Origin of the sequence: Thermus tengchongensis (assembly GCF_021462405.1) — a bacterium.
GTDB classification, from domain to species: Bacteria; Deinococcota; Deinococci; order Deinococcales; family Thermaceae; genus Thermus; species Thermus tengchongensis.
In genome coordinates this window covers 246,399-272,306 of record NZ_JAKEDU010000003.1, presented here as the reverse complement: position 1 = coordinate 272,306, position 25,908 = coordinate 246,399, and the positions used below count along the sequence as shown (strand labels likewise).

28 protein-coding genes and 1 other RNA gene are annotated in these 25,908 nt (G+C 66.9%); 16 read left to right on the top strand and 13 right to left on the bottom strand.

Annotated elements, in window-relative coordinates:
* Positions 1 to 42: 42 nt before the first annotated feature.
* From L1087_RS06015 to L1087_RS06000, 4 genes are read right to left on the bottom strand one after another with little or no spacing between them, the layout of a single operon-like run.
* Complete coding sequence (locus L1087_RS06015; RefSeq protein WP_234558069.1) at positions 43 to 792, bottom strand: HAD family hydrolase; 750 nt, start codon at positions 790 to 792, stop codon at positions 43 to 45.
* Between the two features lie 12 nt (positions 793 to 804).
* Positions 805 to 1,188, bottom strand: a complete 384-nt coding sequence (locus tag L1087_RS06010; RefSeq protein ID WP_038040946.1) for a hypothetical protein — start codon at positions 1,186 to 1,188, stop codon at positions 805 to 807.
* Positions 1,185 to 1,700, bottom strand: a complete 516-nt coding sequence (locus L1087_RS06005) for an LOG family protein (protein WP_234558068.1) — start codon at positions 1,698 to 1,700, stop codon at positions 1,185 to 1,187. Before L1087_RS06005 ends, L1087_RS06010 begins: the two co-directional genes overlap by 4 nt.
* Positions 1,701 to 1,741: 41 nt before the next feature.
* Positions 1,742 to 2,176, bottom strand: coding sequence for a universal stress protein (locus L1087_RS06000; RefSeq protein ID WP_135260594.1), 435 nt, complete (start codon positions 2,174 to 2,176; stop codon positions 1,742 to 1,744).
* 46 nt (positions 2,177 to 2,222) lie between these two features.
* On the opposite strand from L1087_RS06000, the gene rlmB reads away from it, so the two are divergent.
* From rlmB to L1087_RS05975, 5 genes are read left to right on the top strand one after another with little or no spacing between them, the layout of a single operon-like run.
* Positions 2,223 to 2,939, top strand: a complete 717-nt coding sequence (gene rlmB, locus L1087_RS05995; RefSeq protein ID WP_135260595.1) for a 23S rRNA (guanosine(2251)-2'-O)-methyltransferase RlmB — start codon at positions 2,223 to 2,225, stop codon at positions 2,937 to 2,939.
* A 4-nt stretch (positions 2,940 to 2,943) separates the two neighbouring features.
* Positions 2,944 to 4,014, top strand: coding sequence for a M20 family metallopeptidase (locus L1087_RS05990; protein WP_234558067.1), 1,071 nt, complete (start codon positions 2,944 to 2,946; stop codon positions 4,012 to 4,014).
* Positions 3,999 to 4,235, top strand: coding sequence for a DUF2007 domain-containing protein (locus tag L1087_RS05985; RefSeq protein ID WP_234558066.1), 237 nt, complete (start codon positions 3,999 to 4,001; stop codon positions 4,233 to 4,235). The genes L1087_RS05990 and L1087_RS05985 overlap by 16 nt, the downstream gene beginning before the upstream one ends.
* Complete coding sequence (locus L1087_RS05980) at positions 4,232 to 5,140, top strand: glucokinase (protein WP_234558065.1); 909 nt, start codon at positions 4,232 to 4,234, stop codon at positions 5,138 to 5,140. Before L1087_RS05985 ends, L1087_RS05980 begins: the two co-directional genes overlap by 4 nt.
* Complete coding sequence (locus tag L1087_RS05975; protein WP_038040959.1) at positions 5,127 to 5,348, top strand: DUF2905 domain-containing protein; 222 nt, start codon at positions 5,127 to 5,129, stop codon at positions 5,346 to 5,348. Before L1087_RS05980 ends, L1087_RS05975 begins: the two co-directional genes overlap by 14 nt.
* Here the strand turns inward: L1087_RS05975 and L1087_RS05970 are convergent.
* Positions 5,259 to 6,980 carry a hypothetical protein gene (locus L1087_RS05970; RefSeq protein ID WP_234558064.1) on the bottom strand — a complete coding sequence of 574 codons (1,722 nt, stop codon included), beginning with the start codon at positions 6,978 to 6,980 and terminating at the stop codon, positions 5,259 to 5,261. The two genes, L1087_RS05975 and L1087_RS05970, sit on opposite strands and share 90 nt — an antisense overlap.
* Before the next feature lie 151 nt (positions 6,981 to 7,131).
* Here L1087_RS05970 and L1087_RS05965 point away from each other — a divergent pair, with 151 nt between their 5' ends.
* From L1087_RS05965 to L1087_RS05940, 6 genes are read left to right on the top strand one after another with little or no spacing between them, the layout of a single operon-like run.
* A complete protein-coding gene (locus L1087_RS05965; RefSeq protein ID WP_234558063.1) occupies positions 7,132 to 7,965 on the top strand; it encodes a hypothetical protein in 834 nt (277 codons plus the stop codon).
* Between the two features lie 51 nt (positions 7,966 to 8,016).
* The gene (locus L1087_RS05960) at positions 8,017 to 8,859 is read left to right on the top strand and encodes a DUF916 domain-containing protein (RefSeq protein WP_234558062.1); all 843 of its coding nucleotides are present in this window, start codon (positions 8,017 to 8,019) and stop codon (positions 8,857 to 8,859) included.
* On the top strand, positions 8,856 to 9,344 hold the full coding sequence (locus L1087_RS05955; RefSeq protein WP_038040962.1) for a hypothetical protein: 489 nt from the start codon (positions 8,856 to 8,858) through the stop codon (positions 9,342 to 9,344). Before L1087_RS05960 ends, L1087_RS05955 begins: the two co-directional genes overlap by 4 nt.
* A 1-nt stretch (position 9,345) precedes the next feature.
* Complete coding sequence (locus L1087_RS05950) at positions 9,346 to 12,462, top strand: hypothetical protein (RefSeq protein ID WP_234558061.1); 3,117 nt, start codon at positions 9,346 to 9,348, stop codon at positions 12,460 to 12,462.
* Positions 12,463 to 12,493: 31 nt separating this feature from the next.
* On the top strand, positions 12,494 to 13,657 hold the full coding sequence (locus L1087_RS05945; RefSeq protein WP_234558059.1) for a hypothetical protein: 1,164 nt from the start codon (positions 12,494 to 12,496) through the stop codon (positions 13,655 to 13,657).
* Positions 13,658 to 13,708: 51 nt separating this feature from the next.
* Entirely contained in the window at positions 13,709 to 14,140 is a 432-nt protein-coding gene (locus tag L1087_RS05940; protein ID WP_234558057.1) for a hypothetical protein, read from the top strand.
* A gap of 93 nt (positions 14,141 to 14,233) precedes the next feature.
* On the opposite strand, the gene folE is transcribed toward L1087_RS05940, so the two are convergent.
* The 4 genes from folE to L1087_RS05920 are packed head-to-tail and all read right to left on the bottom strand — an operon-like array spanning position 14,234 to position 16,791.
* Positions 14,234 to 14,842 (bottom strand): GTP cyclohydrolase I FolE, encoded by a 609-nt coding sequence (folE, locus tag L1087_RS05935; protein ID WP_234558056.1) that lies wholly within the window; start codon positions 14,840 to 14,842, stop codon positions 14,234 to 14,236.
* Between the two features lie 38 nt (positions 14,843 to 14,880).
* Positions 14,881 to 15,573, bottom strand: coding sequence for a gamma carbonic anhydrase family protein (locus tag L1087_RS05930; protein ID WP_038040967.1), 693 nt, complete (start codon positions 15,571 to 15,573; stop codon positions 14,881 to 14,883).
* Entirely contained in the window at positions 15,554 to 15,934 is a 381-nt protein-coding gene (locus L1087_RS05925; protein ID WP_038040968.1) for an NUDIX hydrolase, read from the bottom strand. Before L1087_RS05925 ends, L1087_RS05930 begins: the two co-directional genes overlap by 20 nt.
* Positions 15,925 to 16,791, bottom strand: a complete 867-nt coding sequence (locus tag L1087_RS05920) for a DUF1028 domain-containing protein (protein WP_234558055.1) — start codon at positions 16,789 to 16,791, stop codon at positions 15,925 to 15,927. Before L1087_RS05920 ends, L1087_RS05925 begins: the two co-directional genes overlap by 10 nt.
* Positions 16,792 to 16,843: 52 nt before the next feature.
* On the opposite strand from L1087_RS05920, the gene typA reads away from it, so the two are divergent.
* A complete protein-coding gene (typA, locus tag L1087_RS05915; RefSeq protein WP_234558054.1) occupies positions 16,844 to 18,607 on the top strand; it encodes a translational GTPase TypA in 1,764 nt (587 codons plus the stop codon).
* 275 nt (positions 18,608 to 18,882) lie between these two features.
* On the opposite strand, the gene L1087_RS05910 is transcribed toward typA, so the two are convergent.
* Positions 18,883 to 19,566 carry a hypothetical protein gene (locus tag L1087_RS05910; RefSeq protein ID WP_234558053.1) on the bottom strand — a complete coding sequence of 228 codons (684 nt, stop codon included), beginning with the start codon at positions 19,564 to 19,566 and terminating at the stop codon, positions 18,883 to 18,885.
* A gap of 132 nt (positions 19,567 to 19,698) precedes the next feature.
* On the opposite strand from L1087_RS05910, the gene L1087_RS05905 reads away from it, so the two are divergent.
* Positions 19,699 to 20,952 carry a replication-associated recombination protein A gene (locus L1087_RS05905; protein WP_234558092.1) on the top strand — a complete coding sequence of 418 codons (1,254 nt, stop codon included), beginning with the start codon at positions 19,699 to 19,701 and terminating at the stop codon, positions 20,950 to 20,952.
* On the opposite strand, the gene L1087_RS05900 is transcribed toward L1087_RS05905, so the two are convergent.
* Entirely contained in the window at positions 20,942 to 21,727 is a 786-nt protein-coding gene (locus tag L1087_RS05900; RefSeq protein ID WP_407702041.1) for a carbohydrate ABC transporter permease, read from the bottom strand. The genes L1087_RS05905 and L1087_RS05900 overlap by 11 nt on opposite strands.
* A 29-nt stretch (positions 21,728 to 21,756) precedes the next feature.
* Between L1087_RS05900 and L1087_RS05895 the strand changes: the two genes are divergently transcribed.
* Positions 21,757 to 22,959 carry a CaiB/BaiF CoA transferase family protein gene (locus tag L1087_RS05895; protein WP_234558052.1) on the top strand — a complete coding sequence of 401 codons (1,203 nt, stop codon included), beginning with the start codon at positions 21,757 to 21,759 and terminating at the stop codon, positions 22,957 to 22,959.
* An 84-nt stretch (positions 22,960 to 23,043) separates the two neighbouring features.
* On the opposite strand, the gene ffs is transcribed toward L1087_RS05895, so the two are convergent.
* Positions 23,044 to 23,144: signal recognition particle sRNA small type (ffs, locus tag L1087_RS05890), an RNA gene on the bottom strand.
* A 19-nt stretch (positions 23,145 to 23,163) separates the two neighbouring features.
* On the opposite strand from ffs, the gene L1087_RS05885 reads away from it, so the two are divergent.
* Both L1087_RS05885 and L1087_RS05880 read left to right on the top strand, forming a co-directional pair.
* Positions 23,164 to 24,042, top strand: coding sequence for an ABC transporter ATP-binding protein (locus L1087_RS05885; RefSeq protein ID WP_038040973.1), 879 nt, complete (start codon positions 23,164 to 23,166; stop codon positions 24,040 to 24,042).
* Positions 24,035 to 24,805: an ABC transporter permease gene (locus L1087_RS05880; RefSeq protein WP_234558051.1), complete on the top strand. Its 771-nt coding sequence runs from the start codon at positions 24,035 to 24,037 to the stop codon at positions 24,803 to 24,805. Before L1087_RS05885 ends, L1087_RS05880 begins: the two co-directional genes overlap by 8 nt.
* Here the strand turns inward: L1087_RS05880 and L1087_RS05875 are convergent.
* Positions 24,802 to 25,890: an aminopeptidase gene (locus L1087_RS05875; RefSeq protein WP_234558050.1), complete on the bottom strand. Its 1,089-nt coding sequence runs from the start codon at positions 25,888 to 25,890 to the stop codon at positions 24,802 to 24,804. The two genes, L1087_RS05880 and L1087_RS05875, sit on opposite strands and share 4 nt — an antisense overlap.
* Positions 25,891 to 25,908: the final 18 nt, after the last annotated feature.

Below are 25,908 nucleotides of genomic sequence, written 5' to 3'. Positions count from 1 at the left end.
CAACGGGCGAGGCGGATAGGAAACAGGCTCACCAAAGGGGGCCTACCCCCCCAGGAGGGCCAGGGCCTCCCGCAGGTCCCGCACCTCCAAGTGGGCGGGGTAGCGGGGGTCCTTGGGGCGGTGGCCCCGGTCCACCCATACCGCCTTCACCCCCGCCAAAAGGGCCCCCTGGATATCCCGCTCCGGGTTATCCCCCACCATCACCGCCTCCTCCGGGCCCACGCCGAAGGCGCAGAGGGCCATGCGGAAGAGCCGGGGGTCCGGCTTGCCCAGGCCCACCTCCCCGGAGATGAGGGTGAGGGGGAAAGCCCCTCCCAGGCCGGCCCCAAAGAGCTTTTCCCGTTGCAGGTCAGGAACCCCGTTGGTGAGGAGGACCAGGATACCTCCCCTGACCCGAAGGTTCTCCAGAAATTCTGGCACCTCGGGGAAAAGGGGGTAGCGGCGCCTCTCCCGGAAAAAGGCCTCCGCCAGCTCTCTTGCCCGCTCCACAGGACCGCCCAGCTCCCCAAGGGCTTCCCGAAAAACCCTTTCCCGAAAGGGCCAGGCCCACTCCGCCAGGGTTTCCAGCCCCGGGGTGGAGTAGCGGGCCCAAAGGGCCTCCAGGGCCGAGTGGCCAATGCGCTCGGCCCAGGGGTAGAAGGGAGCCTGTCGGAAGAACTCCTCTGCTTTTTGCCTCACCACCTGGAATAGACCCTCCACCCCTGCTTCCTGCCCCAGGCGGCCTAAGACCTCTTCGCCCACCCGGTGGTCCACAAGAAGGGTATCGTCCAGGTCCAAAAGCCAAAGCTTCATGTATCCCCTCGATCAGGAAGGTTTCTCTGGGGGAAGCTCCCGCACCAAGACCGGGTTCTCCCCTGGGTCAAAGAGGAGGAGGTGCTCCCCCGTCTCGCGGAAGGGAAGGCCGTACTTGGCAAGGCGAAGCTTTTCGTGACCCAGGTTCTCCACGAAGAAGACCAGGCGGCCTTCCTCCACCCCGAGCCGGGCAAAGCCCCGCCCCTCGGGCCGAGGGCGGTTGGGCCCCTGCTCCACTCCCCCGCTTCCAGGGCGCAAGAGGAGAAGGGGCCCCTCGAGGGGAGCCAGAAGGGCCTCCCTTTCCGGGATGAGCTCCTCCAGGGCCAGCCCCAAGGCCTGGTAGAAGCTCACCCCCTGGCCCAGATCCGGCACGTACACCACAAGGGTTTCGCTCATAGGCTCCGCAAAAAGCGCCGCAGGTCTTCCTCGTCCGCCACCACCTGCAAAAGGGCCAGGTCCTCCGGGGCGATCTCCCCGTGGGCCTTGAGGAGGGCAAGCCAGTAAGGGTCCACCGCCAAGGGCCGCCCCAGGCCCCGCCGCAGATAGAGGAGGTTCCAGGCCAGGGTGAGCTCGGCCAAGGTGCCCACCCCACCCGGCAAGGCCAGGTACCCCGCCCCCAGGTCCAAAAGGCGGCCGATGCGCTCAGGGAGGCTGGCGGCAGGGAGCTCCACGTCCACGTAGGGGCTCGGGCCCTTCCGCTCAGGGAAGAGGGCAGGGGCCGTCACCCCCACCACCACCCCTCCCCTGGCCTTCACGCCCTTGGCCAAAGCCTCCATCCCCCCCTGGTAGCCCCCACAGGCCAGGCCAAAGCCTTCCTCGGCCATCACCTCCCCGTAGCGGACCAAGCGGGCGTACCAGGGGTCGCTGGGGGCCACCCTCGAGGAAACGAAGGCGCTAATCAGCCGCATCGCTACAGCCAGGGCTCCCCCTTACTGGCGGGGAAATGGGGTTAACGGCACCGCACCACCAAAACGGGTATCCCCACTCGGTGCAAAACCCCCTCGGTCACCGAGCCCAGGAGGAGCTTGTCCAGCCCGGTGCGCCCGTGGGTGCCCATGACCAGGAGGTCGAATCCCTTGGCCGCCTCCACGATGGTGGGCACGGGCACCCCCTCCTTCACCTCCCCCGTGGCCTCCACCCCCTTTTCCTGGGCCAGGCTCAAGGCCTTGGCGATGGCCTCCTCCCCCGCCTTCTTCAGATCCTCCAGGAGCTCAAGGCCATAAGGGACGCTCTCCGGGGCGATCCAGATGGCCTGGGCGGGGTTCTCCAGCACGTAGAGGAAGTGGACCTTGGCCCCCAAGGCTTTGGCCAGGGAAAGGCCGTGCTCCAGGGCCTGCAGGCTACAGGGGCTACCGTCCGTGGGCATCAGGATGGTTTTGTACATGGTTCGCCTCCTTCGCCTTCATGATACCCCGTCGTAAACTCAGGCCATGTGGATCTACGGAAGGAACCCGGTCCTCGAGGCCCTGAAGGAGGGCCGGGTGCGGCGCGTCCTGGTGGCCCGGGGGGTGGAAGCCTGGCTTTTAAGGGAGCTGGAGAGGCTCGGGGCAGAGTACACCCTGGTGCCCCGGATCGAGCTGGACACCCTCCTCCGCACCACCCACCACCAGGGCCTGGCGGCGGAGGTGGAGGAGCCCTGCTACGCTCCCTTGGAGGAAGCCTTCTTTCTGGCGGAAGCCCGCAAGGAGCTCCCCCTTCTGGTCTTCCTGGACGGCATTACCGACCCCAGGAACTACGGGGCCATGATCCGAAGCGCCCTGGCCCTGGGGGCCCACGGGGTGGTTTCGGAGGAACGCAGGAGCGCTCCCCTCTCCCCTCTGGCCCTGAAGGCCAGCGCTGGGGCCGCCTTAAAGCTTCCCGTGGTGAAGGTGAAAAACCTTCCCCGGACCCTGGAGGAGGTCAAGAAAAGGGGGCTTTGGGTATACGGGCTGGATGTAAGGGGGGGGAAAACCCCCAAGGAGCTGGACTTCCAAAGGCCCTTGGCCCTGGTGGTGGGCTCGGAGGGAGAAGGTATGCGCCGGCTGGTGCGGGAGGCCTGCGACGAGCTCTTCCGCATCCCCATCCGGGAAGAGGCCGAGTCCCTGAACGCCTCCGTGGCCTTAGGGATAGCCCTGTATGCGGTGGCCCTGGGCCGGGGTGTAGGATAGGGTCGTGGACTGGATCCGGCTTCTTTCCCGCCTCCTCCAGGCGGAAAGCCTCCCCGGGCAGGAAGGGGAAGCGGCAACCCTCCTCCTGGAGGCCCTTAAGGGTATAGGCCTGACGGCCACCCTGGACGAGGCGGGAAACGTGGAGGCCCTCTTGGGGGAGAAGGAACCCGAGGTGGTGCTAACCGGGCACCTGGACGTGGTGCCCGTGGGGGATCCCACCCACTGGCCCTACCCCCAGGGCACCGTGGCCCAGGAGGCCGTCTGGGGCCGGGGGGCGGTGGATATGAAAGGTCCTTTGGTGGCCATGCTCCTGGCCCTCGAGGCCCTTGCCCAAAGACCCCTCAAGGGACGTGTGCGCCTCCTGGCCACGGTGCAGGAGGAGGTGGGGGGCCTGGGGAGCCGTCATGCCGCAGAAAGACTTTCCCCCCTGGCCTTCATCCTGGGGGAGCCCTCAGGGAGAAGGCTCATGCGGGGCCACCGGGGCCGGGCGGAGGTCTGGGCGGACTTTGAAGGAGAGGAGACCCACGCCGCCCTCTCGGGCCCGGAAAACCCCCTCTACGCCCTGGGGGAGTACCTCCTGGCCCTACGGGAACTTCCCCTTCCCCCTGGTCTCAAGCTCACCCCCACCCGGGTGGACACCTACCCCGGGGCCCGGAACCAGACCCCCGGGGTGGTCCGCCTGTACCTGGACGTGCGCTACGAGCCCGAGGCCAACCTGGAAACCCTTTTGGATAACCTCAAGGCCCTGGGGGATGCCTCGGTCTACATCCCCGAGGAGGAGCGGGCCTCGGGGGAGGTGCGCCTCGTCATCCCCGCCCTCTGGCCTCCTTACCGCTTGCCGGAGGACCACCCCTTGCTCCTTGCGGCCCTTAAGGCCCTGGGCCAGGAAGGGGCGGGCCTTTGGCCCTTCACCACCGACGCCCCCTATCTGGGCACCAAGGCTCCCGTCTTGGGCTACGGCCCGGGGGACCCCTCTTTGGCCCACACTTCCAGGGAGCATATCCTCCTGGCCGAGGTGGAAGGGGCCGCCCAGGACTACGTACGCCTGGTGGAGGCGTTATGGAACGCCGCTTGATCGCCGGCACCCCCTACCGCAGGCTCCTCACCGCCCCCCGGCCCGTGGCCGAGGGAGTGAGGGCGAGGCTCGAGGCCAGGGGCATCCCCGTGATCCTGGAAACCCCCTTTTCCGGCCTTCCCGAGGCCGCCTTGGGCACCTACATGGGGGACGTGAACCTTTGGGTACCCGAGGGCTTTTGGGGAGAAGCGGAGGCGGTTTTGGAGGAGGAGATCCCATGACCGTGGTGGGCTTGGACCTGGGGGGGACCAAGATCGCCGCCGGGGTCTTTGACGGGGAAAGGCTTCTTTCCCGGGTGGTCCTCCCCACCCCTGAGGAAGGGGGCCTGGCGGTGGTCCAGGCCCTGGCGGAGGCCACGGCCAAAGCAGAGGCGGAGGCTGGGGTGAAGGGCGTGGCCATCGGCCTGGGCACCCCGGGTCCCTTGGACTTCAAGGAGGGGGTGATCCGCTTCACCCCCAACATCCGGGGTCTCGTGAACTTTCCCATCCGCCGCCTTCTGGAGGAGGCCACCAAAAGGCCCGTGTACCTGGAAAACGACGCCAACGCCGCCGCCTTGGCCGAACACCACCTGGGAGCGGCCAAGGGGGAGACAAGCTCCCTCTTCCTCACGGTTTCCACCGGGATCGGGGGCGGGGTGGTCCTGGGGGGGAGGGTCCTAAGGGGAGAGAGGGGGCAGGGAGGGGAGCTAGGCCACATCACCCTGCTCCCCGGGGGGCCGGTGTGCGGCTGCGGGCTGGAGGGGTGCCTCGAGGCCCTGGCCGCGGGCCGGGCCCTGGAGCGGGAGGCCTCCTACGCCTACCACCGCAAGGTGGATACCAAGGAGCTCTTCCAGCTTTTCCAAGAAGGCGAGGCCAAGGCGGAGCGCATCCTCCTCCAAGCGGCCCGCTACGTGGGCATGGGCCTGGCCAGCTTGGTCAAGGCCTTCGATCCCGGGGCGGTGGTGGTGGGCGGGGGCCTGGCCCTGAACGCCCCTCAGGCGTACTGGGAGGCCTTGGAGGAAGCCTATCGCCATTACCTCTCGGGCTGGGAGATACCCCCCTTGCGCCGGGCCCTTCTGGGAGGGGAGGCTGGGCTCTTGGGTGCCGCCCTCACCGCCTATCTGGAGGTTCGGGATGGAGGTGGGTAAGGCTCTGCTTTTTCTCGGAGTTTTACTGGTCCTTCTGGGTCTCGTGCTCCTCTATTTCCCCAAGGTCTTTTCCTGGTTCGGCCACCTGCCGGGGGACATCCGAATCGAGCGGGAAGGCCTACGGGTGTACATTCCCATCACTTCGGCCCTGGTTCTTTCCCTTCTTCTCACCCTGCTCTGGAATCTCCTGGGCCTTCTTCGCCGCTAAGACCCACACGTCCACCGGAGCCTTGCCTGAACGGGAGGTGCCCTCGTCCGACCGCGGACGGTAGGCCCGCAGGGAAAACTCCGCCACCCCCAAACCGGAAAAACGCAGGCGGAAAGGGCCAGGGGGAAGGAGCATGCGGTGGGCGAAAGCCCCTTCCAGCTGGATATACCCTTCCCCCCAGGCTCCCCGTAAGGCCAAAAGCAGGCCCCAGGAGTCCTGGGGAGCATAAGCTTCCCCTACCAGCTCCAACACCGCCTCCTCCTCCAAGGAGGCGAAGTCCAGGTGGGCCTTATCCGTGGGTTCCAAAAGAGCCAGGCCAAACCCCTGCCCCAAGGGGAAAACCCCTTGGCCGCCCTGCACAAGCAAGGCCAGTTCCCGCCCCAGCCCCCTTCGTTCCCAAACCCTCCCCTCTCCAAACAGGGCCTGGCGCAGACGAGGATCGAGGAGGCCTGGGTACCCCTCCCCCAAGGCCTTCCGGTGCAGGGCCTCCTCCTGGTTGCGGCCCGCAAGAGCTAAGGCGGTAGCCGCCCGCTCGTGAAGCTCGCGCCTTCGGCCCGGGGGCAGGGTATAAGAAAAAAGGCGGCGCTCCGCCTCCTTGGCAAAGCGGTAGCCTTCCCCGTAAACCAGCCATCCCTTGCGCTCCAGCTCCTCCAGGTAGGGCAGAGCCCCCAGGGCGTCCAGGGCCTGCTCAGGAATGGGCCCCAAGGCCACGGAAAGCCGCTCCAAGGCCACGCGGGCGGGTTCGCTAAGCCAACGGGCTTGTAGGCGAAGCTGGGCCAGGAGGCGCTGAGGGCAACCAGCCGAAGCCAGCCACTCGGGGATCCATTCAGGCTGGCCTCCCGCCAGGAAGTAGGCCCTGGCAGCTTGCTGGAAACCATACCCAGCCAAAAGCCCCTGCCTGGCCTCGTACCATGGTAACGGGGATAGCTCCAGCACCCGCATGCGCTCTGGAGGATAGTTGGCGCGTAGCTCCAGGAAGAAGCGAGGCTCCTCCCCTGGGTCCAGGCTCAGGACCAAAAAGGCTTTGGAGCGCAGAAGCTCCCGCAAGGGCACCTGGGGATAGGGGAACTCCAGGTAGACCAAACCCTCTGGGCGCAGGCTCTGGTGGAAGGCCAGGCCCAGAACCCGGGCCAGCTCCTGGGCCAGCTGGCGCTGGCCCGCTCCAAGCCGCACCCTTAACACCAAAAGAAATGGGGGGTGCAAAGAGGAAAGCTCCCGCAAGAGTTCCTGGCGGCAGGGAAGGCCAGGAAAGGCCTCAGAGCGGGTGCGCACCTCCTGCACCCACTCCCACAAGCCCTCCACCTCCTCCAAGCCCTCCAGAACCTCCCCGTGCCCCAAGGTCTCCAGCTTCAGCCAGGAAGGCAAGCTCAAGGGATCCTGCCCCTTGGGGAACACCTCTCGCCCCAAAGCCCGGCTCAGGCGGTGAAGTTCCACCCGCAGGTTTTGCAGGGCCGAGCCATGGCCGTAGAGGAGGTCGGCCAGGCGGGCCCTCGAGGTGGGCCCCTCGAGGGCCAGGTAGTAAAGCAGGGCCAGCCCCTTGCGGGAAACCCGCAGCTCCTCACCCTGGAAAACCACCCGGGCCCGGCCGAAAAGGGGCAGGGCATAAACCGGATCGTTAAGGGGACGTTTCAAAGCGTTACCTTCCTTGCCCTTCATCCTACCACGAACCCAGAGGTTCCTTGGGCCACGGGCCTCCTCCTCGTAACGCCCCCGTAACGCCCTTCCCTTAGGGTGAGGGCGTCCTGAGAGGCCACCACCTCGAGGGGCAGATTCGGAGGGAAATATGCGCAAAGGCATTTTGGCAGCAGTACTGGTTTTAGCTCCCCTGGCCCTGGCCCAGGCCCCCACGGTGGCCCCCACCAAGGGCAACGGCCCCGACACCTACGCCAAAGGCGCTGACTCGGCTGCCGTGAACCAGACCATCGAGCTCATCCTCCCCAAGGCTACGGCGTTGCACCTGGACGTCACCACCCTGACCTTCGACCTCACGGGGCTGGACGGGGCCAGCTGGCCCAACTCCACCCCCGACTTCGGGGGGCAGATGGTCTGCGTCTACGGCCTCACGGACCAGGACGTGAAGACCCAGCTGGGGAACAACTTCTACAACCAGGTGCAGACCCTGCCCTTGGGCACCAGCTACGGCGTGGCCCAGTGGCCCAACATCACCATCAACGGTGGCGGGGCGGTGACCGCCTACCCGCCCATCAAGCTGGATAAGGACGGGGAACTGGTGCCCGGAAGCAAGAACCACTTCGTCTGCTACCGCAGCTTCATCCTGCAGAAGTTTTCCAACGGCAAACAGTGGCACCTAACCGTAAACCGCAACGACCCTCAGGGCGCTCAAGGGATCCAACACCTCTACATCCAGGACAACCCCTGCGACACCTTCGGCGCGGCCACGGGCCTCTACGAGCTCCCCAACGGGGCCACCTTGGAGCTGGTCCCCCGCAACCTGCAGGCCGGCCCCACGGGAACCCGCTCCGGCAACAACCCCGAGCGGTGCGGCTACAAGAGCTGGCTGGATGACCTGGTGGTGGTGGCCGTCAAGGTCAACAGCGACCTCTGGGGCAAGAGCACCGCGAACCTCACCTACACCCTGGCCACGACTGCTTGGTAAGCGGCAAGGAGGCCCGGCCCTAGGGCCGGGCCTTTTCTCCCTCGGTGAACCATGAAACGAATCTTTCCTTTCCTCCTCACCCTGGCCCTCGGCGCCCTAGCTCAAAGCACCCTGGGCGTGGAACCGCCCGTCCTCCTCAAGGAGGCCAAGCCGGGGGAGGTGCTCACGCAAACCCTCACCGTCTACAACGTGGGCACCCGTCCCGTGCGGGTGCGGGTCAGCCTGGGGGACTGGACCTACGACCCCATGGGAAAGATCCAGTTCCTGCCCACGGGTACCTTGAAGGAAAGCGCAAGCCCCTGGGCCACCTTTTCTCCGGCGGAATTTTTACTGGAACCCAAGCAAAGCCGCCCCCTCACCTACACCCTCACCGTGCCCAAGGACGCTGTCTCCGGCACCCACTGGGGCATCCTCTTCCTGGAATCCGAGGATCCCAATCCACCCCCCGGGGTACCCCTGGCCACCTTCCGGGTGCGCATGGCCCATGTCTTCTACGTGAACATAGGACCTTTAACCTCTGGGGGGCGGATCACCGGGATCGTGCCCAGCCCCCCTAAGGACCCGCAGGAGCCCTACCGCTTCGCCATCCAGTACCAGAATACGGGCAACACCGCCCAGAAGCTTTCCGGCCGCTTTGAGGTACGGGACAGTATGGGGCGGAAGGTGGCGGAAGCCGAGGTGGAGGAGGTGGTGGTGCTGCCGGACCAGGTGCGCATCCTCCCGGTAACCCTGGTGGGGCCATTGCCCGCAGGGAACTACACCGCTTTGGCCATCCTCAACTACGGCGACCCCACCAAGGACGTGGCCGCAGACCTGCCCTTCACCCTGCGCACCCCCCTGAGCGCCCCACCTGGGCCTCCGGCGAACGAGGGGGGAAAAGGAGGTACCCCATGAAAAGTTGGTTAGCCGGTTTCATCCTCCTCTTGGCCCCGGCCCTGGCCCAGGCCACCTGGATCGTGCAGACCCTGATCCCCGAGACCATCGCCCTCCGCACCCCCACCACCCAGATCGCCTTTGACCTTCAGGACTACCCCCCCAAGGCGTTTCCCGCCACCTACCCCGCCAGCAACCTGGAGGGGGGTGTCTTACCGGTTCAGGTCTTCTCCAATGCCACCGGGGTGTGGAGCCTTCTCCTGCAAATCCCCGACCTGAAGGATCAAAACGGGGTTTTGGTGCTGCCTGCCAGACAGGTCCTCTACCGGGTGAACGGCGGGCTTTGGCTTAGGGCCGATGGCACCCCGCAGATCATCTACACCCAGGCGGGCCCCACGGGGGACTGGCTGGAGATCCGCCTAGAGTTCGCCCTCGAGCTTCTCGGCAACGAGCGCGCCGGTAGCTACGTGGTCCAGGCCCTGGTCACCGCCTTGAGGCAGCCGTGAGATGAGGCGTTTTCTGGCTCTTTTCCCCCTCCTTCTTGGCCTGGTCTGGGCCCAGGTGCGCTTGATTCCTTCCCCGGACCTAGCCGGGGTTCCAGGGGATTACCTTACCTTGAGCCTGAGGGTGGAGGGAACAGGGCCGGTGCGCTTCCGCCTCTTCCCCCCGGAGGGGTGGCAGGCCCTTTCCCAAGAGAGGCAGGCGGTGCTGGAGGGCAAGGAGGAAACCCTAAGCTTCACCCTACGGGTACCCCCTCTGCCTGCGGGCACCCGGGGGAAGGCCTTGGTGGTGGCCTACGAGGGGGAAAAGGAAGTGGCCAGGACCGAGGTGGGGCTAAGGGTGTTGCCCCTGATCCAGATAGCCCTTTCCGCTCCCGCCACCCTCGAGGCCAGCCTAGGGGGGCCCTTTGAGTTCCCGGTCTACGTCAGCAACCGCTCCAATCAGAAAGAAGAAATCCTTTTGCAAGCGGAAGCCGCCATGTTCCAGGTGTTTTTAAACCCGGCGGGCCTGAGCCTGGCCCCCGGGGAAACCGGGGTGGTGCGGGTCTTGGTGAACCCTGAGGGGCAGGTCTCCGCCGGCTACCGGTTCTACCTGAAGCTCAGGGCCACCCCCAAGACCCAGCCCGAGGCCCGTAAAGAGGCCGGGATCATCGTGCTCTTCAAGGATCCCTTGCTGGCAAGCGGCCAAAAGGGCCGAGACCCTGAGATCACCCTGGGCCTAGGCGTGGCCTTGAGCCTGGGGGCCACCTGGGAACAAGGCCAGCTCCAAGGGCAGGTGGGCTACCTCCTCGCCCCCAGCCTGAGCGGCGCCCTCTCGGACTACGTGACCGCCACCGCCGCCCCAAGCCCCTTCACGGGGGATTTGCAGAATCCCTTGCGCCTGCCCCAAACCCTTGCCTTAAGCCTCAAGGGCGAAGGCTGGGAGGCCCGGGCCCAAGGGGGGCAGGGGAGCTTTGGCCTGGCGGGCACCTTCCGCCTGGACCCGGCGCGGGTGAGCCTCGAGGGCACCTACCGCCTAGGGGCCCTGGGCCTTAGGGCCAGCGCGGTGAGCCTGGACAAGAGCCTGGACCTCCAGGGGGCCCTCTCCACCCAGACCACCCCCACGGGCCGGCAGGACAACCTCAGCCTGCGCTACCGGCTCCCCCTGGAGGGAGGCTTCAACCTGAGCCTCGGCACCGACCTCAGCGGCCAGACCGGGGAGGGCTACCGCCTTTCCCTGGGCTTGAGCCAAAGCCTCACCTGGCAGACCCAGGATTTGGAGCTGGTGCAAAGCTACGGCGGCATACCCCTGGCGGGCCTTCACACCCTGGGCCTGGCGGGAGGCACCCGGAACCTCTACCCCTTGGGCCTTCGGGGAAGCACCAGCTGGCAGCTTGGCCCCAGCCAGGGCCTTTGGCAAAACCAGCTCACCCTCTACGCCCAGCCCGTAGCCGGGGCCCTCCTAAGCCTCACGGGTAGCTACCGGCAGCAAGGGGAAAACCGGGGTTATGGCCTGGCCCCAAGCCTCAGCACCGCCTTCGGCGAACCTGGGGTGTACACTGGAAGCCTCAGCCTGGTCTACGGCTTGAACCGAAGGCTTTCCGGGGAAGCCCCCGAGAACCAGAGCTACCAAGCCGGCCTCACCCTGGGAACCCGCGACCTGAACCTCTCCGGCTACCTCCGGTACCTTCTGCAGGAAAATCCCCTTCTGGAAGGGAGCCTCTTGCTCCGGCTGGCCTTGAGCGGGGGAAGCCTCGAGGGGCAGTACCTGGCAAAGCGGGGCACGGAAAAGGACCTCACCCTCTACGGGGCTGCCTGGAACCAGCTCTGGCCGGGAAGTCTGCAAACCCGCCTCTCTTACGAGTACCGCCTGGAAGAAAGCGCGAGCCAGCGCTTTGGCCTTTCCCTATTCCAGCGCAACTTCCTGGAACCCAGTCTTTCCCTAGGAGCCTCCTACACCCTCATCCTGGAAGAAGCCGGGATCCGCCATGACTTTGGCCTGAGCCTGGCCTACACGCAAACCTTCACCTTCACCACCCCCAAAGAGGTGGTGGACCTCTTCGGCGGCCGCAAGGGAGGCGAGGTGGCGGGCCAGGCCTTCCGCGACGAGAACCTGAACGGGCGCCTGGATCCAGGCGAGGCACCTCTAGCGGGCCTGAGGGTCTGCCTGGGAAAGACCTGCGAAACCACCGACGCCCAGGGCCGCTACCGCCTTTTCACCGCTGCTGGCGAGGGCGTCCTCTTTTTCGGTAACCTTCCCGCCACCCTGGCCCTCTTGGGGGAGGAGCGGGTACAGGTCACCTTGAACGCCAGCCTGGAGAAGAACCTGCCCTTTGCTCCCGCCACCACCCTGGCGGTCCAGGTGTTGGACGGCGGAAACGAGCAGGGCCTGGCCTTCGCCGGCGTCTGCGCCGAGGGGGTGGTGAAGCGGTGCACCCGGGCGGACGCCAATGGCCGAGCCCTCATCGGCGGGCTTTTCCGCGGGGAATATCGGATCTATCCTGATGCCCGCTACCTGCCCGAGGGCTACCGCGGCGAAGAGGCCATCCAGGTTCAGGTAGACCCCAGCCTACCCCCTAAGGCGATCCAGGTGGTGGCCATTCCCCCCAGGCGGGAGGTGGAGGTGACCTATACCGCAGGCCGTCTGAGCCTGGTGGCCACCGCCGACCCTTCCACCCCCATCGCCGGAGCCGAGGTGGAGGTCAAGGCCCTGGTCCAAGGAGAAGCGGAGCGGGTCTGGCTGGATCTCCCCTCGGGCCCAGTAACCCTAGTCCGCCAGGAGGGAAACTACTACACCGCCCGGATACGTCTGCCCTTGGCCCCTGGGTTCCATACCCTGACCGTGAAAGCCGCCAAGGGGCAGGAGGAGACCGAGGCTCCCCTTTTCCTCCGGCTGGTCGCCGGCTCCCTCTACAGCCCCAGCTCCCTAGAAGGTCCTAAGGTAAAGATCACCCTGCGCTTCCGGGCTACCCAGGTAGCCCTTACGGAAAAGGGCCAAAGCTTCGCCCTAAAAAGCGAGGACGGCTACACCTGGACCGGGGAAGTGCCCTTAAGCCCCGGTCACTACACCCTTTTGGTGCTGGCCGATGGGGAAACGCTGGGAGAACTGGACCTGGCCATCCCCTCGGAGAGCGCGAACCATTGAGGTAAAGGATTCAGGAAAGGAGAGGATTGGTATGCGGTATTGGCACGCGGTTCTTTTAGCAGCAGGGCTCCTTGGAGCCTGCTCCCAGGTCCCCCAAGGCGTCAAGCCCCAGGTGGCGGTGGGGGCCTCGGTGACGGTGGAAAAAACGGCGGTGCCCGAGTTCAAGCGCACCTACCGCTGGACCATGGAGAAGAAGGTCACGGATCCCGCAGGCGGGACCCTTACCTTGGCTTCAGGGCAGAGCTACCTGGTGAAGTACGCGGTTTCCCTGGTGGGCACCCCCATGGACTCGGACTTCAAGGTGAAGGGAACGGTTGCCATCAAGAACACGGGCGCCGTGGATGTGGTCCTTCAAACCCCTAGCGATACCCTTTCCACAGGGGAGAGCCTAACCCTAAACTGCGGGGTCACCTTCCCCTACACCCTACCTGCGGGACAAACCCTTAGCTGCACCTACAGCCAAGCCTTGCCCAACGGGCAAAGCCGGACCAACACCGCCACGGTGGCTTGGAGTGCGGGCGGGGAAAGCGGCACGGCCTCCGCCCAGGCCAGCTTTGCCTTCACCGCCCCCGCCGAGGTGGTGGACGGGAGCGTGACGGTGCAAGACCCCTCCGCCACCTTGGTGAGCGCCATCAGCGGCATCACCCCCGAAGGGGTCATCTCCCAGACCTACTTCTTTGAGCGCTGGGTTAAGTTTGACCAATGCGGGGAGTACCAGGTGGACAACACCGCCACCTTCACCACCTCCACCACCCAGACCCAGGGTTCCGCCTCGGCCACGGTAAAGGTTTCCGTGCCCTGTGCCGGAGGTTGCACCCTCACCCAGGGCTACTGGAAGACCCACTCCCGGTACGGCCCCGCCCCCTACGACAGTATCTGGGCCAAGCTCGGCGAGGACACAATCTTCTACCTCTCCGGCCAAAGCTACTACCAGGTCCTCTGGACCTCCTCCTCCGGGGGCAACGCCTACTACATCCTGGCCCACCAGTTCATCGCTGCCAAGCTGAACCTCCTGAAGGGGGCCGCCACCACCCCAGCGGTGGACGCCGCCATGGCCTGGGCGGAAAGCTTCTTCGGCACCTATAGGCCCAGCGACTCCCTGAGCAAGACCCTGGCCAACCAGGCCAAGGGGTACGCCGCCACCCTGGACAGCTACAACAATGGCCTGATCGGCCCCGGCCACTGTAGCGAGTGAGCCCTTTGTCCCGGGCGGCCTCTGGCCGCCCGGGGGTTTTAGGAGGCCAACATGAAAAAGGCTTTTTGGCTTGTCTTTCTGGCCCTCGCGGCCTGCACTGCCCCCCAAGGCATCAAGACCACGGGGAACCTGCGCATCCAAAGCGTTCAACCCGATGTGGTCTCCGGGTGCACCGTACAAGCCGGCGACTGGATGGCCCTTAAGGGCAACACCTTCGGTACCCAGGCGGAGTGGGACAGCGGCGCCAACCACGCCCTCTTCCCCCCCGAACCCGGCCTCCCCGCCGAGTCCCCTGAGATCACCCAGGCAGAGAACCCGGCCACCCTCATGTTCCGCGTTCCCCAAGGGGCGCAAAGCGGCATCCTGCGCCTCCACGTGGAAGGCGTGGGGAACGCGGAAATCCCGGTAAACGTGCAGACCTTGGCCCCGCAGATGGCTGTGCCGGGATGCGAGGTGCCCGCACCGCCGCAACCCCCCGAGTAACGGTCCAAACCCCCTGCGCCTGCAGGGGGTTTTCCGCTACCCTCACAAACCCCGGCCCATCCCCAGCGGAAGAGGACTTAGGACGGGAGGAGGTCACTTGAGGTGGCTTAGAAACTCCTCCCGGGTTTTCTGGCTTTCCCGGAAAACCCCCAGCATGGCGCTGGTGACGGTGCGGGAGTGCTGCTTCTCCACACCCCGCATCATCATGCACAGGTGGACCCCCTCCACCACCACCCCCACCCCTAGGGGCTGGAGGACCTCCTGGATGGCCTCGGCGATCTGCACCGCCAGCCGCTCCTGCACCTGGAGCCTCCTGGCGAACATGTCCACGATGCGGGCGAACTTGGAAAGCCCCAGGATTTTCCCGTCGGGAATGTAGCCGATGTGCACCTGGCCGAAGAAGGGCAACATGTGGTGTTCGCACATGGAGTAGAACTCGATGCCCTTCACCACCACCATCTCGCTGCCTTCGGCCTGGAAGACCGCCCCGTTCACGATTTCCTGGAGGCTCTGGCGGTAGCCCCGGGTGAGGAAGGCCCAGGCCTTGGCCACCCGCTCGGGGGTCTTCAAGAGCCCCTCCCGGGAGGGCTCCTCCCCGATCACCTCCAGCCACTCCGCCGCCAGGCGCTGAAGGCGATCCAAGTCCACTTCGGTTTCAAAGGTCAGCCCGGTTTCCTCGATCTCCACCATTCTGCCTTCCATGGTCCCCCCTATGCGCCATCCCCTGTGTGGCCCCGGGCTCACTCGGGAACGATGAGGCCCTCTTCCAGGAGGGGCGAAGCCGCCTCCGGAGCCAGGGGAAAGCCCTGGGCCACCCGCTGCAGGGCCTCGAGGGCCTCCTTCCGGCTCCGCTTGAGGCGCAGGTGCAGCTCGCTAAAGGGGTTCAGGGCGTCCTGGCCCCGCAGGGTGAGGCGGTAGCGCCGGGGCGGGTCCACGGGGAAGAGACCCACCCGGTAGCGCTCCGCCAGGGCCCGGTAGCGGGGGGCGTTCCCCGGAGGCTCTGCCGGGCGCACCACCCGGGCCGGAACCCCCAAGGCCAGCATCCCCGCGGGCACCTCCATCCCCGGGGGCACCACCGCCCCCGCCCCCACCACGGCGTCCTTGCCGATGCGGGCCCCATTGAGCACCACCGCCCCCATGCCGATCAGGGCCCCTTCCTCCACCACCGCCCCATGGACCACCGCCCGGTGGCCCACGGTCACGCGGGCCCCCAAAAGGCAGGGAAAGCCTGGGTCGGCGTGAAGGACGGCCCCGTCCTGCACGTTAGTGCCCGGGCCGATGGCCACCCGCTCCAGATCCCCCCGCACCACGGCAGCGAACCAGATGGAGGCCCCCTCCTCCACCTCCACCGCCCCCACCACGTAGGCCCCGGGGGCGATGAAGGCCGTGGGGTGGACCTTGGGGGTCTTGTCCTCAAAGCGGTAGACGCTCAAGGGCCACCTCCAAAAGCCTGAGGTCCTCGGGGAAGGAGAGAAGGCCCCGGGCCTCCTCGGGGCTGAACCAGCCCGCCCCGGTCATCCCCGGCTCCAGCCTGGGCTCCCCCTCCCCCCGCATGAGGAACCAGTGCACCTCCCGCTCCACCCCCTTGGGGTTCACGTAGCGGGTGGGGAAGAGGAGCAGGAGGATCTCCGCCCGGATCCCGGCTTCCTCCCAGACCTCCCGCACCGCTGCCGCCTCGAGGCTCTCCCCCGGCTCGGGGTGTCCCTTGGGGAAGACCCAGAAGCCCATGCGGTCGCGCAGGAGGAGCACCTCTTTCCTCCCGTTGAAGACCACGCCCCCCGCCCCTAGCTCCATGGGTACCTCTCCTTCAGGTAGGCCAAGGTGGCCTCGTCCACCTCCGGGCCTCCCCCGTAGCGCTCTTCCAGGTTCTCCATGCCCACGAGGGCCAAAAGGGCCTCCTCCGTGGCCCGGTCAAAGACCCCGTGGGCCTCCCCCGCATAAAGCCCCTGGGCCCGGAGGACCCTCTGCAGCCAGCGCACCTCCTCCTCGGTGAGGGGGCGCTTTTCCCGGGGCCTTTCAAAGAGGAGGCGGTGAAGGGAGAGGAGGCGGAAGAGCTCGTCCACGGGCTCGGGGTGGTCGTCGGCCCGGAGGTCGATGTAGCGGTCCCAAAGCCCCCCGTACCCTTTTCCTTCCCCCACCACAAGAAGCGCCGCGGACTGCTTGCCCCGCTTATCCCCTCCCGCCACCTCCCCCGCCTTGAGCGCCAAGAGAAGCCTCTCGGGAAAGGGAGTGCCCTCTTCCCGCAAAAAAGTCTCCACCATGGCCTCCACCACCTCGGGACCCGAGAGGAGGTTTCCCTGGGCAGCGTACCCCTCTCCGGAAAGCCCCCCGGCCCAGGGGTGGCACTCCGCCCCGGTGAAGGTGAGGGCCTCGCCCTTGGCGCTCACCAGGCCGAACTGGCGCCGCTCCAGCCCGGGGTCGGTGCGGCGGAAGGCTTCCAGGACCCCTTCCGGGCTCGCCCCCTGCTCCAGAAGGGCAAGGCCCTGCGGCCCAAAGCGGGGGTTGGCGTAGGACTGGGTGGCGATGGCCCCCACCCCTGCCCGGGCGAAGGGCACCACCGCCCCCACCGCCAGGAACTTGCTGGCCACGGCCACGCCCAGGTCCCCCGTTTCCGGGTCCCGGGCCACCAGGGAGAAGGTGGCCACCACCATGCCCTTATCCTACGTGCCCGCCCGTGGTAAAGTGGGGGGATTGGGTGCACCCATGGAGATCCGAAACATCGCCATCATTGCCCACGTGGACCACGGCAAGACCACGCTGGTGGACGCCATGCTCCGCCAGGCCAAGGCCCTTTCCAAAGAGGAAGGGGAGCGCATCCTGGACTCCGGCGACCTGGAGAGGGAGCGCGGCATCACCATCCTGGCCAAGAACACCGCGGTGGTCTGGGACGGGGTGAAGGTGAACATCGTGGACACCCCCGGCCATGCGGACTTCGGCGGGGAGGTGGAGCGGGCCCTCTCCCTGGTGGACGGGGTGCTCCTCCTGGTGGACGCCGCCGAGGGCCCCATGCCCCAGACCCGGTTCGTTCTGCGGAAGGGCCTAGAGGCTGGGCTCAAGCCCATCGTGGTCCTCAACAAGGTGGACAAGAAGGAGGCCCGCCCCGACGAGGTGCTGAACCTCACCTTTGACCTGATGGTGGAGCTGGGGGCCACGGAGGAGCAGCTGGACTTCCCCTACCTCTACGCCATCGGCCGGGAGGGCCGGGCCTGGCGGGAAGCGCCCAAAGAAGATCTCTCGGAGCTTTTCCAAACCATCCTCGAGCACATCCCCTCACCCAGGTGGGAGGAAGGGCCCTTCCAGCTTCTGGTGGCCAACCTGGACCACTCCCCCTACCTGGGGCGGATCGCCATCGGCAAGGTGGCCCGGGGGAAGGTGCGCAAGGGGGAAAGCGTGGCCATCTTGAAGGAGGACGGGGTCCTTTCCGCCAGGGTGGTAGCGGTCTATACCCACCAGGGCCTGGAGCGGGTGGAGGTGGAGGAAAGCCTTCCCGGGGATATCGTGGCCGTGGCCGGGGTGGAGGGCGTGGGAATCGGGGACACCCTGGCCGCCAAAGAAGCCCCTGAGGCCCTTCCCCGCCTTAAGGTGGACGAGCCCACCGTGGCCCTCACCCTTACGGCCAACACCTCCCCTTTCGCCGGGCGGGAGGGAGCGCACGTGACGGGCCAGAAGCTGAAGGAGCGCCTCATGAAGGAGCTTCGCACCAACGTGGCCCTCCAGGTGGAGGAGGTGGGCCCCGAGGTCTTTGAGCTTAGGGGCCGGGGGGAGCTTCACCTGGCCATCCTCCTGGAAACCATGCGCCGGGAGGGCTACGAGTTCAGCGTGGGCCAGCCCCGGGTGCTCACCAAAGACGGCCTCGAGCCCTACGAGCTCCTGGTGGTGGAGGTGCCCCAGGACCGCTTTGGCAGCGTGATGGAGGCCTTAGGGGCCCGGCGGGCGGAGATGGTCCACATGGAGGTGGGCGAAAGGGTGCGGGCGGAGTTCGTCATCCCAGCCCGGGCCCTTTTCGGCTTCCGTAGCCTCTTCCTCTCCCTTACCGGGGGAGAAGGCCTCCTGAGCCACACCTTCCACGGCTACGGCCCCGAGGCCGGCCCCATTCCCACCCGCACCACGGGAAGCGCCGTGGCCATGGAGGCGGGGGTGGCCACCGCCTACAGCCTGAACCGCCTGCAGGAGCGGGTGCAGTTTTTCATTGAGCCGGGCACCGAGGTCTACGTGGGCATGATCGTGGGGGAGCACGTGCGGGAAAACGACCTGGACGTGAACGTCACCCTCGCCAAGAAGCTCACCAACGTGCGTGCCGCCGGCTCCGACGAGAACATCCGCCTCACCCCCCCGAGACGGCTCTCCCTGGAGGAGGCCCTGGCGTTTTTGGCGGAGGACGAGCTCCTGGAGGTGACCCCCAAGAGCCTGCGCCTGCGCAAGAAGGTGCTGGATCCCTCAACACGGAAGCGCCTGGTGGGCCGCTAACCCCAACCCGAGGGGAGAGCCCGCAAAAAGGAAAGGTATGGCCGGACCTCTGGGGTCCGGCCTGGGCTTCCCCGCTTTTTTACTCCTCTTCCCGCTCCCCGTAGGTTTCCAGGGCCTCCTGCCACGCCTGGCTGATCTCCTTGGCCTGTTCCATGGCGAACCTCCTTAAGGCTAAGGGTAAGAAGAAGGAGGTGCCACCGGAGCAAGGTAAAGGGAAAACCGGTACACCCAGGCGATGGTGTATGCGGTGGCAGCTACACCAAAACCGGCCCCCCTCAGGTCTGCAACAGAGCCTCGGCCTCGAGACGGGCCAGCACCCGCTCCAAGCTCCCCCCCCGCCAGCGCTCCACCGCATAGGCCGAGAGGGGAAAGCGCTCCTTAAGGCGCCGCAGAAGCCCGGCGGCGTCCTCGGGGCGGCTTCCCTGAAGCACCAAGAGGTATCCCCCATTGAGACGGAAGGCCAGGTCCCCCCGCCTCAGTTCGCCCTGAAGCCGCTCCGGCGGGGCAGAGGTGGAGAGGTACACCAAGACCAGGGGCCGCCTTAGGGCCAGGCCCTCCAGGGCCCCCGCCAGGCGCAGAAGGTCCTCCCGCCCCCCTACCCCCTCCAAAGCGGGCAAAAGGGGGGCCTCCTTTCCCGTGCCCAGGACGAAGGCTCCCCCCAAGGCCAAGGCCCCCAGGAACCCCCCTAAGACCGTGAACCCCGAAGCCTCTGCCCCCGTGAGCAGGAGAGCGCTCTCCAAAGCTGCCTGAAAGGCCAAAAACCCTAAACCCGCCACCAAAAACGCCTGCACCCCATAGGCCACGGGGAAGCGGGAGTACAGGCTGGCCACCGCCGCCAAGGCCAGAGCCAAGGCGAGAAGCCAAAGGCCCCGTTCCACCTGGCCCGAAGGCTCCAAAAAGGCCAGGGGCGATAGGCCCAAGAGGAAGAGGGCCCAGGGCAAGAGGAACAGCCAGCGCATGCTCGCCCCCAGCCTACCACGTCCCCCCTGCCCTGGGCTTAAGTACCCCCTCACGAGGGGGGCCCAGAAAGGCCTTGGGCATGGCCCTTTCCCTTACCTGCTGAGGCAAGCCCCATGCGCCAACACTTTAGGATGGGGAGGATGGAGCCCTTGGCCGAGCGCCTTAGGCCCCGCTCCCTGGATGAGGTCCTGGGCCAGCCCCACCTCACGGGGCCAAGGGGACTCCTGCGGCGGATGCTGGAGAGCAGGAGGCTCGCCTCCATGGTCCTCTTCGGCCCCCCGGGGACGGGCAAGACCACCCTGGCCCGCCTCCTGGCCGAGGGGGTAGGCAAGCCCTTCTTGCACATCTCCGCGGTGGAGGCGGGGCTCAAGGAGGTGCGGCAAGCGGTGGAGAGGGCCCGGCGGGAAGGCGGACTGGTCCTTTTCCTGGACGAGGTCCACCGCTTCAACAAGGCCCAGCAGGACGCCCTCCTGCCCCACCTGGAATCGGGCCTCCTCACCCTCATCGGGGCCACCGCGGAAAACCCTGCCTTTGAGCTCACCCCTGCCCTCCGCTCCCGCCTCCGCTTCTTCCCCTTAAGACCCCTTTCCGAAACGGACCTCCTCACCCTCCTCAAGAAGGCCCTCACGGACCCCCGGGGCCTCCCCGGCACCCCCTACGAGGAGGGGGCCTTGAGGTTGCTGGCCCAGGCCGCTGGGGGCGATGCCCGCTTCGCCCTCAACACCTTGGAGCTCGCCGCCAGCTTCGGACGGGTGGACGAGGAGAGCGTCCGGGAGGCCCTGGGTTCGGAGCGCTTCGCCATGGACCGGGGTGGGGACCACTTCTACGACCTGGTCTCCGCCCTCCATAAAAGCCTTCGGGGAAGCCATGTGGACGCAAGCCTTTACTACCTGGCCAGGCTCCTTAAGGCCGGAGCCGATCCCCGCTACCTGGCCCGCCGCCTCATCCGGGTGGCGGCGGAGGACGTGGGCCTGGCCGACCCCCTGGCCTTAAGGCTCGCTGTGGCCGCCAAGGAGGCCTACGAGGCCTTGGGGAGCCCGGAAGGGGAGCTTGCCCTGGTGGAGGCCGCCATCTACCTGGCCCTGGCCCCCAAGTCCAACAGCGTCTACGCCGCCTGGCAAAGGGCGGAAGCAGCGGCCAAGGCCCACCCCGAGGCCCCCGTGCCCCTCCACCTTAGAAACGCCCCCACCCCTCTGGCCAAGGCCCTGGGCCACGGCCGAGGCTACGCCTACTACCACGAGGACAAGGAGGGGAGCTTCGCCCAGGCCTACCTGCCGGAGGGCCTCGAGGGCCTCCGCCTCTATGAAGCCACCGGGGAAGGCTGGGAAGAGCGGGTGCGGGAAAGGCTCAAGGCCCTACGGGAGCGGTTCAGGGCTACCCCTTGAGCCCCTCCTCAAAGGTGGCCACCCCCCGCCGTTCGAAGGCCAGGTAGAGGAGGATAATGGGGAGCACGGAAAAGAGGGCCGCCGCCGAGAGCAGGCCCCAGTCCGTGGGGTACTTGCGCTGCAGGTCCGTGAGCCAGGTCTGCAGGGTCCAAAACCTTGGGTCCGAGACCACCACCCGGGGGTAAAGCACCAGGTTCCAGTGGGCGGCAAAGGCCAGGACGCCTGCCGCCACCAGGGTGGGCCGCACCAAGGGGAAAAGGATCTGGAAAAGAAGCACCCGGTGCCCCGCCCCGTCCAGCCGGGCCGCTTCCAGAAGTTCCTCGGGCACGGCGCGCATGGCCTGGTAGACCAGGTAGACGACAAAGGGGCTGGCGGCAAAGGGCAGGACCAAGGCCCAGACGGTGTCCAGAAGGGAAAGCCCCTTCAGGATGCCGTAAAGGGGCACCAAGAGGAGCTCCGCCGGGATGGCCATGAGCACCAGGTAGAAGGGGAGAAGCCCCAGCCCCGCCCGCAGGGCGTAGGCCGCCAGGAGGGCGGTGAGGAGCTGGAGGATCACCACCCCCGAGGAGAGCCCCAGGGAGAAGAGGAGCCGCTCCCAGAAGCCTTCCCGGGACAGGCCCCGCACGTTCTCCAGGCTGAAGCCCACCTGGGAGAAAAGCTCCCCGGAATACACCGCCTCCTTGGGCATGAAGGCGGCGTAGGCCATCCAGAGGAAGGGGAGGAGGACGAAGAGGAGGACCAGGAAGACGAAGAGGTGCCGCAAGCCCCGGACCACGACCCCACTATACGCCGTAAGATGCCCCCATGAGGCCCCTTTCCGGCATCAAGGTCCTGGACCTCTCCCGGGTGCTGGCCGGGCCCCTTTGCACCATGATCCTGGCCGACCTGGGAGCGGAGGTGATCAAGGTGGAACCCCCCTGGGGGGACGAGACCCGGGGCTGGGGCCCCCCCTTTGCCAAGGGGGAAAGCGCCTACTTCCTCTCCGTCAACCGGGGTAAAAAGAGCCTGGCCCTGGACCTCAAGGCCCTCGAGGGCCAGGAGGCGGTGCGGAAGCTGGCCCAAAGGGCCGACGTGCTGGTGGAGAACTTCAAAACCGGGGACCTCAAGCGGTACCGCCTGGACTACGAAAGCCTGCGGGAGCTTAACCCCCGCCTGGTCTACCTCTCCATCACCGGCTTCGGCCACACGGGCCCGAGGGCCCAGGAACCGGGGTATGACGCCGCCTTACAGGGCTACACCGGCATCATGTCCGTGACCGGGGAACCGGAAGGCCCCCCCATGAAGGTGGGGGTGGCCTGGATCGACGTGATGACGGGGATGATGGGGGCGGTGGCAGTCCTGGCCGCCCTGTACGAGCGGGAGCGAAGCGGCTTGGGGCAGCACATCGACCTCTCCCTCTTCGACGTGGGCCTCTTTGCCCTGGCGAACCTGGGGGAGAGCTACCTCCTCACGGGTAGGCCCCCGGGACGCTTGGGCAACGCCCACGCCCAGATCGTGCCCTACGGGGCCTTCCCCGCGGCGGACGGCTGGCTGGTGCTGGCGGTGGGCAACGACGAGCAGTTCCGGCGGCTCTGCCAGGTGCTGGAGCTGCCCGGGCTTTGGGAGCGCTTCCCGCAAAACGCCCAGAGGGTGGAACACCGCAGGGAGGTGGTGGAGGCGGTTTCCGCCGCCCTCAAGACCCGCCCCCGCGGATACTGGCTGGAAAGGTTCAAGGAGGCGGGCATTCCCGCCGCCCCCGTGAACAACCTGGCCGAGGCCTTCCAGGACCCCCAGGCCCAGGCCCGGGAAGCGGTCTGGACCCTTAGCCACCCCCTCTTGGGCGCCCTTCCCACCCTGGCGAGCCCCTTGCGCTTCCTGTCCCGAACGCCCGCAGGCCCCTCCCTTCCCCCACCCCTTTTGGGGGAGCACACGGAGGCGGTGCTGAGGGAAGCAGGCTATACGCCGGAGGAGGTGGCCCGGCTTGTGGAAAAGGGTGTGGTCCGCATCCAAGCCAAGGAAAGGCAGTGAGAAAAAACCTCGTCCCCAAGGCCCTTTTTGCTTCTGGATCCACTATCCATGGGTTCTTTTGCCTGTGGATAACCTTGTGGATAACTGCCCCCGGCGCCCCAGCGGCACCCGACCCATGGCGCTTAGGGCTGCTTCCTTCCGGACCTGACCCGGTTCGCGCCCGGACCGTCGCGCTGGACCGGGGGCTTGGGTAGTATAGCACCCATGGAAGCCCTGAGGCTAGAGGGCCTGGGCAAGCGCTACGGGCGCAAGCCCATCCTGGAGAAGATAAACCTCTCTGTGCGCCCCGGGGAGGTCTACGCCCTGGCAGGACCCAACGGCTCGGGCAAGACTACCCTTATACGCCTGGTCACCGGCCTGGCCTTTCCCAGCGAGGGAAGGGCCCTCCTCCTGGGGGAGGACGTGCACCAAACCCCCCAGGCCCGGCGCCACCTGGGGGCGGTGGTGGAGGCTCCGGCCGCCTTCTATCCCTACCTCACGGGCCGGGAGAACCTCAGGATGCGGGCCTATCTGGCCGGGGTGAAGGAGGAAGGCCGAATCACGGAGGTACTGGCTCGCTTAAGGCTCCTCGCCGTGGCCGACCAGAAGGTGGGAAGCTATTCCCTGGGCCAGCGCCAGCGCCTGGGCCTGGCGGCGGCCATCCTCCACCGGCCCAGGGTCCTGGTCCTGGACGAGCCCACCAGCGGCCTCGACCCCGAAGGGGTGGAGCTGGTCCACGGCCTCCTGCAGGAGCTGGCCCGGGAGGGGGTGGCGGTCCTCCTTTCCACCCACCACCTGCAGGAGGTGAGCGCCTACGCCCACAAGGTGGGCATCCTGGGAGGGGGCAGGCTTCTGGACGAGGTGGTCCTGGAGGGACGGGAGGTCTTCCGCCTCGAGGCCCACCCCCTGGAAGGCGCCTTGGCCCTCCTGAAGACCCTTCCCCAGGTGGCCTCGGCCCGGATGCAGGGCGGGGCCATCCTCTTTGAGGGGAGCCCCGAAGTGGTCCTGCAAGCCCTCCTCAAGGAGGGCTACCGGGTGCAGGCCCTGGGACCCCAGCGCTTTGACCTCATGGCCTACTACCAGGAGAGGGTGAAGCATGCTTAGGCTCTTCGTCTTTGAGCTCTACAAGCTCTTCCGCCTCCGTTCCGTGGGCCTTGGCCTTCTGGCCGCCTTCCTCCTCCCCTTCCTCTGGGCCCTGGCCCCGGGGCTTAAGGAGGTGTACGGCCTGGTCCTGGTCTCGGGCTGGCAGGTGGTTTCCCTAAGCCTGATGGCGGGGATGGAGTTCCTCTTTCCCTTTCTGGTGGTGATGGCGGCCAGCGAATCCCTGGGCAGTGAGGTGAGCCAAGGCACCTTGAAAAGCCTCCTCCTCCACCCCCTCCCCCGGACCCGGCTGATCCTGGCCAAGCTCTTCTCTGCCCTCCTATATCCCTTCGTCCTCCTGGGGGTAAGCTTCCTGGGAAGCCTTCTGGCGGGCCTGCCCCACGGGCTAGGAGGGTTCTACGGGGGCACGGGGCTTGGGGCAGGAGGGTTCGCCGGGGTAGGCTTTCTGAGCGCCCAAGAGGCCCTTGGCCAGCTCCTTTCCGCCCACCTCCTGGCGGGGATCGTCCTCTTGCCCCTCGCCGCCTTGGCCCTCCTCTACGCCACGGTCTTCCTCTCCACCACGGCCAGCGCCCTGGCGGCGGTGGCCACCCTGCTTCTCATGCGCCTTCTGGTGGCCTTCCCCCCCCTTACCCCCTTCCTCCTCACCACCTACTTGGACCTTCACTTAAGGCCCAGCGTGGCGGGGCTCGGCCTGCCCCTCCTCCTCATCTACACCTTGGGCTTTGCCTTCCTGGCGGCTTTGGTCTTCGAGCGCAAGGACCTCTAGGCAGGGTAAGGCTCGGGAAGCCCCACGAACCGCCCTTCCTCCACCAAGGGCTTTCCGTCCAGGAGGAGGGCCCCTTCCGCCAAGGAGAGGACCAGGTCCCAGTGGAGGGCGCTCTCGTTTTTGCCCCCGGTCTCCGGGTAGCTCCGGCCCAGGGCCAGGTGCACCGTGCCCCCCATCTTCTCGTCCAGGAGGATGAGGCCGGTGGGCCGGGTGAGGCCGAAGTTGGTGCCGATCCCTATCTCGCCGAGCCGCCTGGCCCCCTCATCCGTGGCCAGGGCCGCCAGCAGGTATTCCTCCCCCACCTCCGCCCGGGCCTCCACCACCTCGCCCCCCTGGAAGCGCAGGTAAACCCCCTCCACCCGCCTGCCCCCCACGAAGGCGGGGAGGTTGAAGCGCACCTCCCCCTCGGCGGAATCCTCGAGGGGCCCGGTGAACACCTCCCCCGAGGGCATGTTGCGCCGGCCATCGGAGTTGATCCACCGTCTCCCCGCCACGGAAAGCCTCAGGTCCGTGCCCGGGGCCAGGAGGCGGAGCTCCCGCCCCTGGGAAAGCCTCCCGATCAAGGCCTCCTGGAAGCGGGAAAGGGCCCGCCAAGCGCCCACCGGGTCCTCCCGGTCCAGGAATAACGCCCCCTTAAGGTACTCCCGGAACTCCTCCGTCCCCATACCCGCCCCCACCGCGTAGCCCACCGTGGGGTAAAGGGTGAGGGTCCAGCGCTTTTTCAAGCGGAGTTCGGCCAGGGGCCGCCAGGCCCGCTGGTGCCTTAGCGAAAGCCCGGGGTCCAGGGAGGCTCCCTCCAGGGGGTTTTCCGCGGAAAGGATGCGCAGGAACTTGTCCGCTTTCTCATAAAGAGCGCGCTCCACCTCCGGTATCCTCTCCAGCCAAGCCCCCCCATAGAGGAGGAAATCCCGCCCCTCTCCGGGGTAGCCTATGCGGAAAACAGGGTAGGCCCCCCGTTTCAGGAAGGCCCGTTTCAAATGGGGCAGGAGGGGCAAAGCCGGGACCTCTGTCTCCACCAAAATGGTCTCCCCTTCCTGGGCCTCGAGGCAGTACTCCACCAGGAGTTGAGCGAAAGCGGCTTCCACTTTGTTATCATAGGGCCA

What these genes read in the sequence shown, in the direction of transcription:
- L1087_RS06015 (WP_234558069.1), bottom strand. Translation starts at nt 792, where the DNA reads ATGAAGCTTTGGCTTTTGGACCTGGACGATACCCTTCTTGTGGACCAC.
- L1087_RS06010 (WP_038040946.1), bottom strand. Translation starts at nt 1,188, where the DNA reads ATGAGCGAAACCCTTGTGGTGTACGTGCCGGATCTGGGCCAGGGGGTG.
- L1087_RS06005 (WP_234558068.1), bottom strand. Translation starts at nt 1,700, where the DNA reads ATGCGGCTGATTAGCGCCTTCGTTTCCTCGAGGGTGGCCCCCAGCGAC.
- L1087_RS06000 (WP_135260594.1), bottom strand. Translation starts at nt 2,176, where the DNA reads ATGTACAAAACCATCCTGATGCCCACGGACGGTAGCCCCTGTAGCCTG.
- rlmB (WP_135260595.1), top strand. Translation starts at nt 2,223, where the DNA reads ATGTGGATCTACGGAAGGAACCCGGTCCTCGAGGCCCTGAAGGAGGGC.
- L1087_RS05985 (WP_234558066.1), top strand. Translation starts at nt 3,999, where the DNA reads ATGGAACGCCGCTTGATCGCCGGCACCCCCTACCGCAGGCTCCTCACC.
- L1087_RS05980 (WP_234558065.1), top strand. Translation starts at nt 4,232, where the DNA reads ATGACCGTGGTGGGCTTGGACCTGGGGGGGACCAAGATCGCCGCCGGG.
- L1087_RS05975 (WP_038040959.1), top strand. Translation starts at nt 5,127, where the DNA reads ATGGAGGTGGGTAAGGCTCTGCTTTTTCTCGGAGTTTTACTGGTCCTT.
- L1087_RS05965 (WP_234558063.1), top strand. Translation starts at nt 7,132, where the DNA reads ATGCGCAAAGGCATTTTGGCAGCAGTACTGGTTTTAGCTCCCCTGGCC.
- L1087_RS05960 (WP_234558062.1), top strand. Translation starts at nt 8,017, where the DNA reads ATGAAACGAATCTTTCCTTTCCTCCTCACCCTGGCCCTCGGCGCCCTA.
- L1087_RS05955 (WP_038040962.1), top strand. Translation starts at nt 8,856, where the DNA reads ATGAAAAGTTGGTTAGCCGGTTTCATCCTCCTCTTGGCCCCGGCCCTG.
- L1087_RS05950 (WP_234558061.1), top strand. Translation starts at nt 9,346, where the DNA reads ATGAGGCGTTTTCTGGCTCTTTTCCCCCTCCTTCTTGGCCTGGTCTGG.
- L1087_RS05945 (WP_234558059.1), top strand. Translation starts at nt 12,494, where the DNA reads ATGCGGTATTGGCACGCGGTTCTTTTAGCAGCAGGGCTCCTTGGAGCC.
- L1087_RS05940 (WP_234558057.1), top strand. Translation starts at nt 13,709, where the DNA reads ATGAAAAAGGCTTTTTGGCTTGTCTTTCTGGCCCTCGCGGCCTGCACT.
- folE (WP_234558056.1), bottom strand. Translation starts at nt 14,842, where the DNA reads ATGGAAGGCAGAATGGTGGAGATCGAGGAAACCGGGCTGACCTTTGAA.
- L1087_RS05925 (WP_038040968.1), bottom strand. Translation starts at nt 15,934, where the DNA reads ATGGAGCTAGGGGCGGGGGGCGTGGTCTTCAACGGGAGGAAAGAGGTG.
- L1087_RS05920 (WP_234558055.1), bottom strand. Translation starts at nt 16,791, where the DNA reads ATGGTGGTGGCCACCTTCTCCCTGGTGGCCCGGGACCCGGAAACGGGG.
- typA (WP_234558054.1), top strand. Translation starts at nt 16,844, where the DNA reads ATGGAGATCCGAAACATCGCCATCATTGCCCACGTGGACCACGGCAAG.
- L1087_RS05910 (WP_234558053.1), bottom strand. Translation starts at nt 19,566, where the DNA reads ATGCGCTGGCTGTTCCTCTTGCCCTGGGCCCTCTTCCTCTTGGGCCTA.
- L1087_RS05905 (WP_234558092.1), top strand. Translation starts at nt 19,699, where the DNA reads ATGGGGAGGATGGAGCCCTTGGCCGAGCGCCTTAGGCCCCGCTCCCTG.
- L1087_RS05895 (WP_234558052.1), top strand. Translation starts at nt 21,757, where the DNA reads ATGAGGCCCCTTTCCGGCATCAAGGTCCTGGACCTCTCCCGGGTGCTG.
- L1087_RS05885 (WP_038040973.1), top strand. Translation starts at nt 23,164, where the DNA reads ATGGAAGCCCTGAGGCTAGAGGGCCTGGGCAAGCGCTACGGGCGCAAG.
- L1087_RS05880 (WP_234558051.1), top strand. Translation starts at nt 24,035, where the DNA reads ATGCTTAGGCTCTTCGTCTTTGAGCTCTACAAGCTCTTCCGCCTCCGT.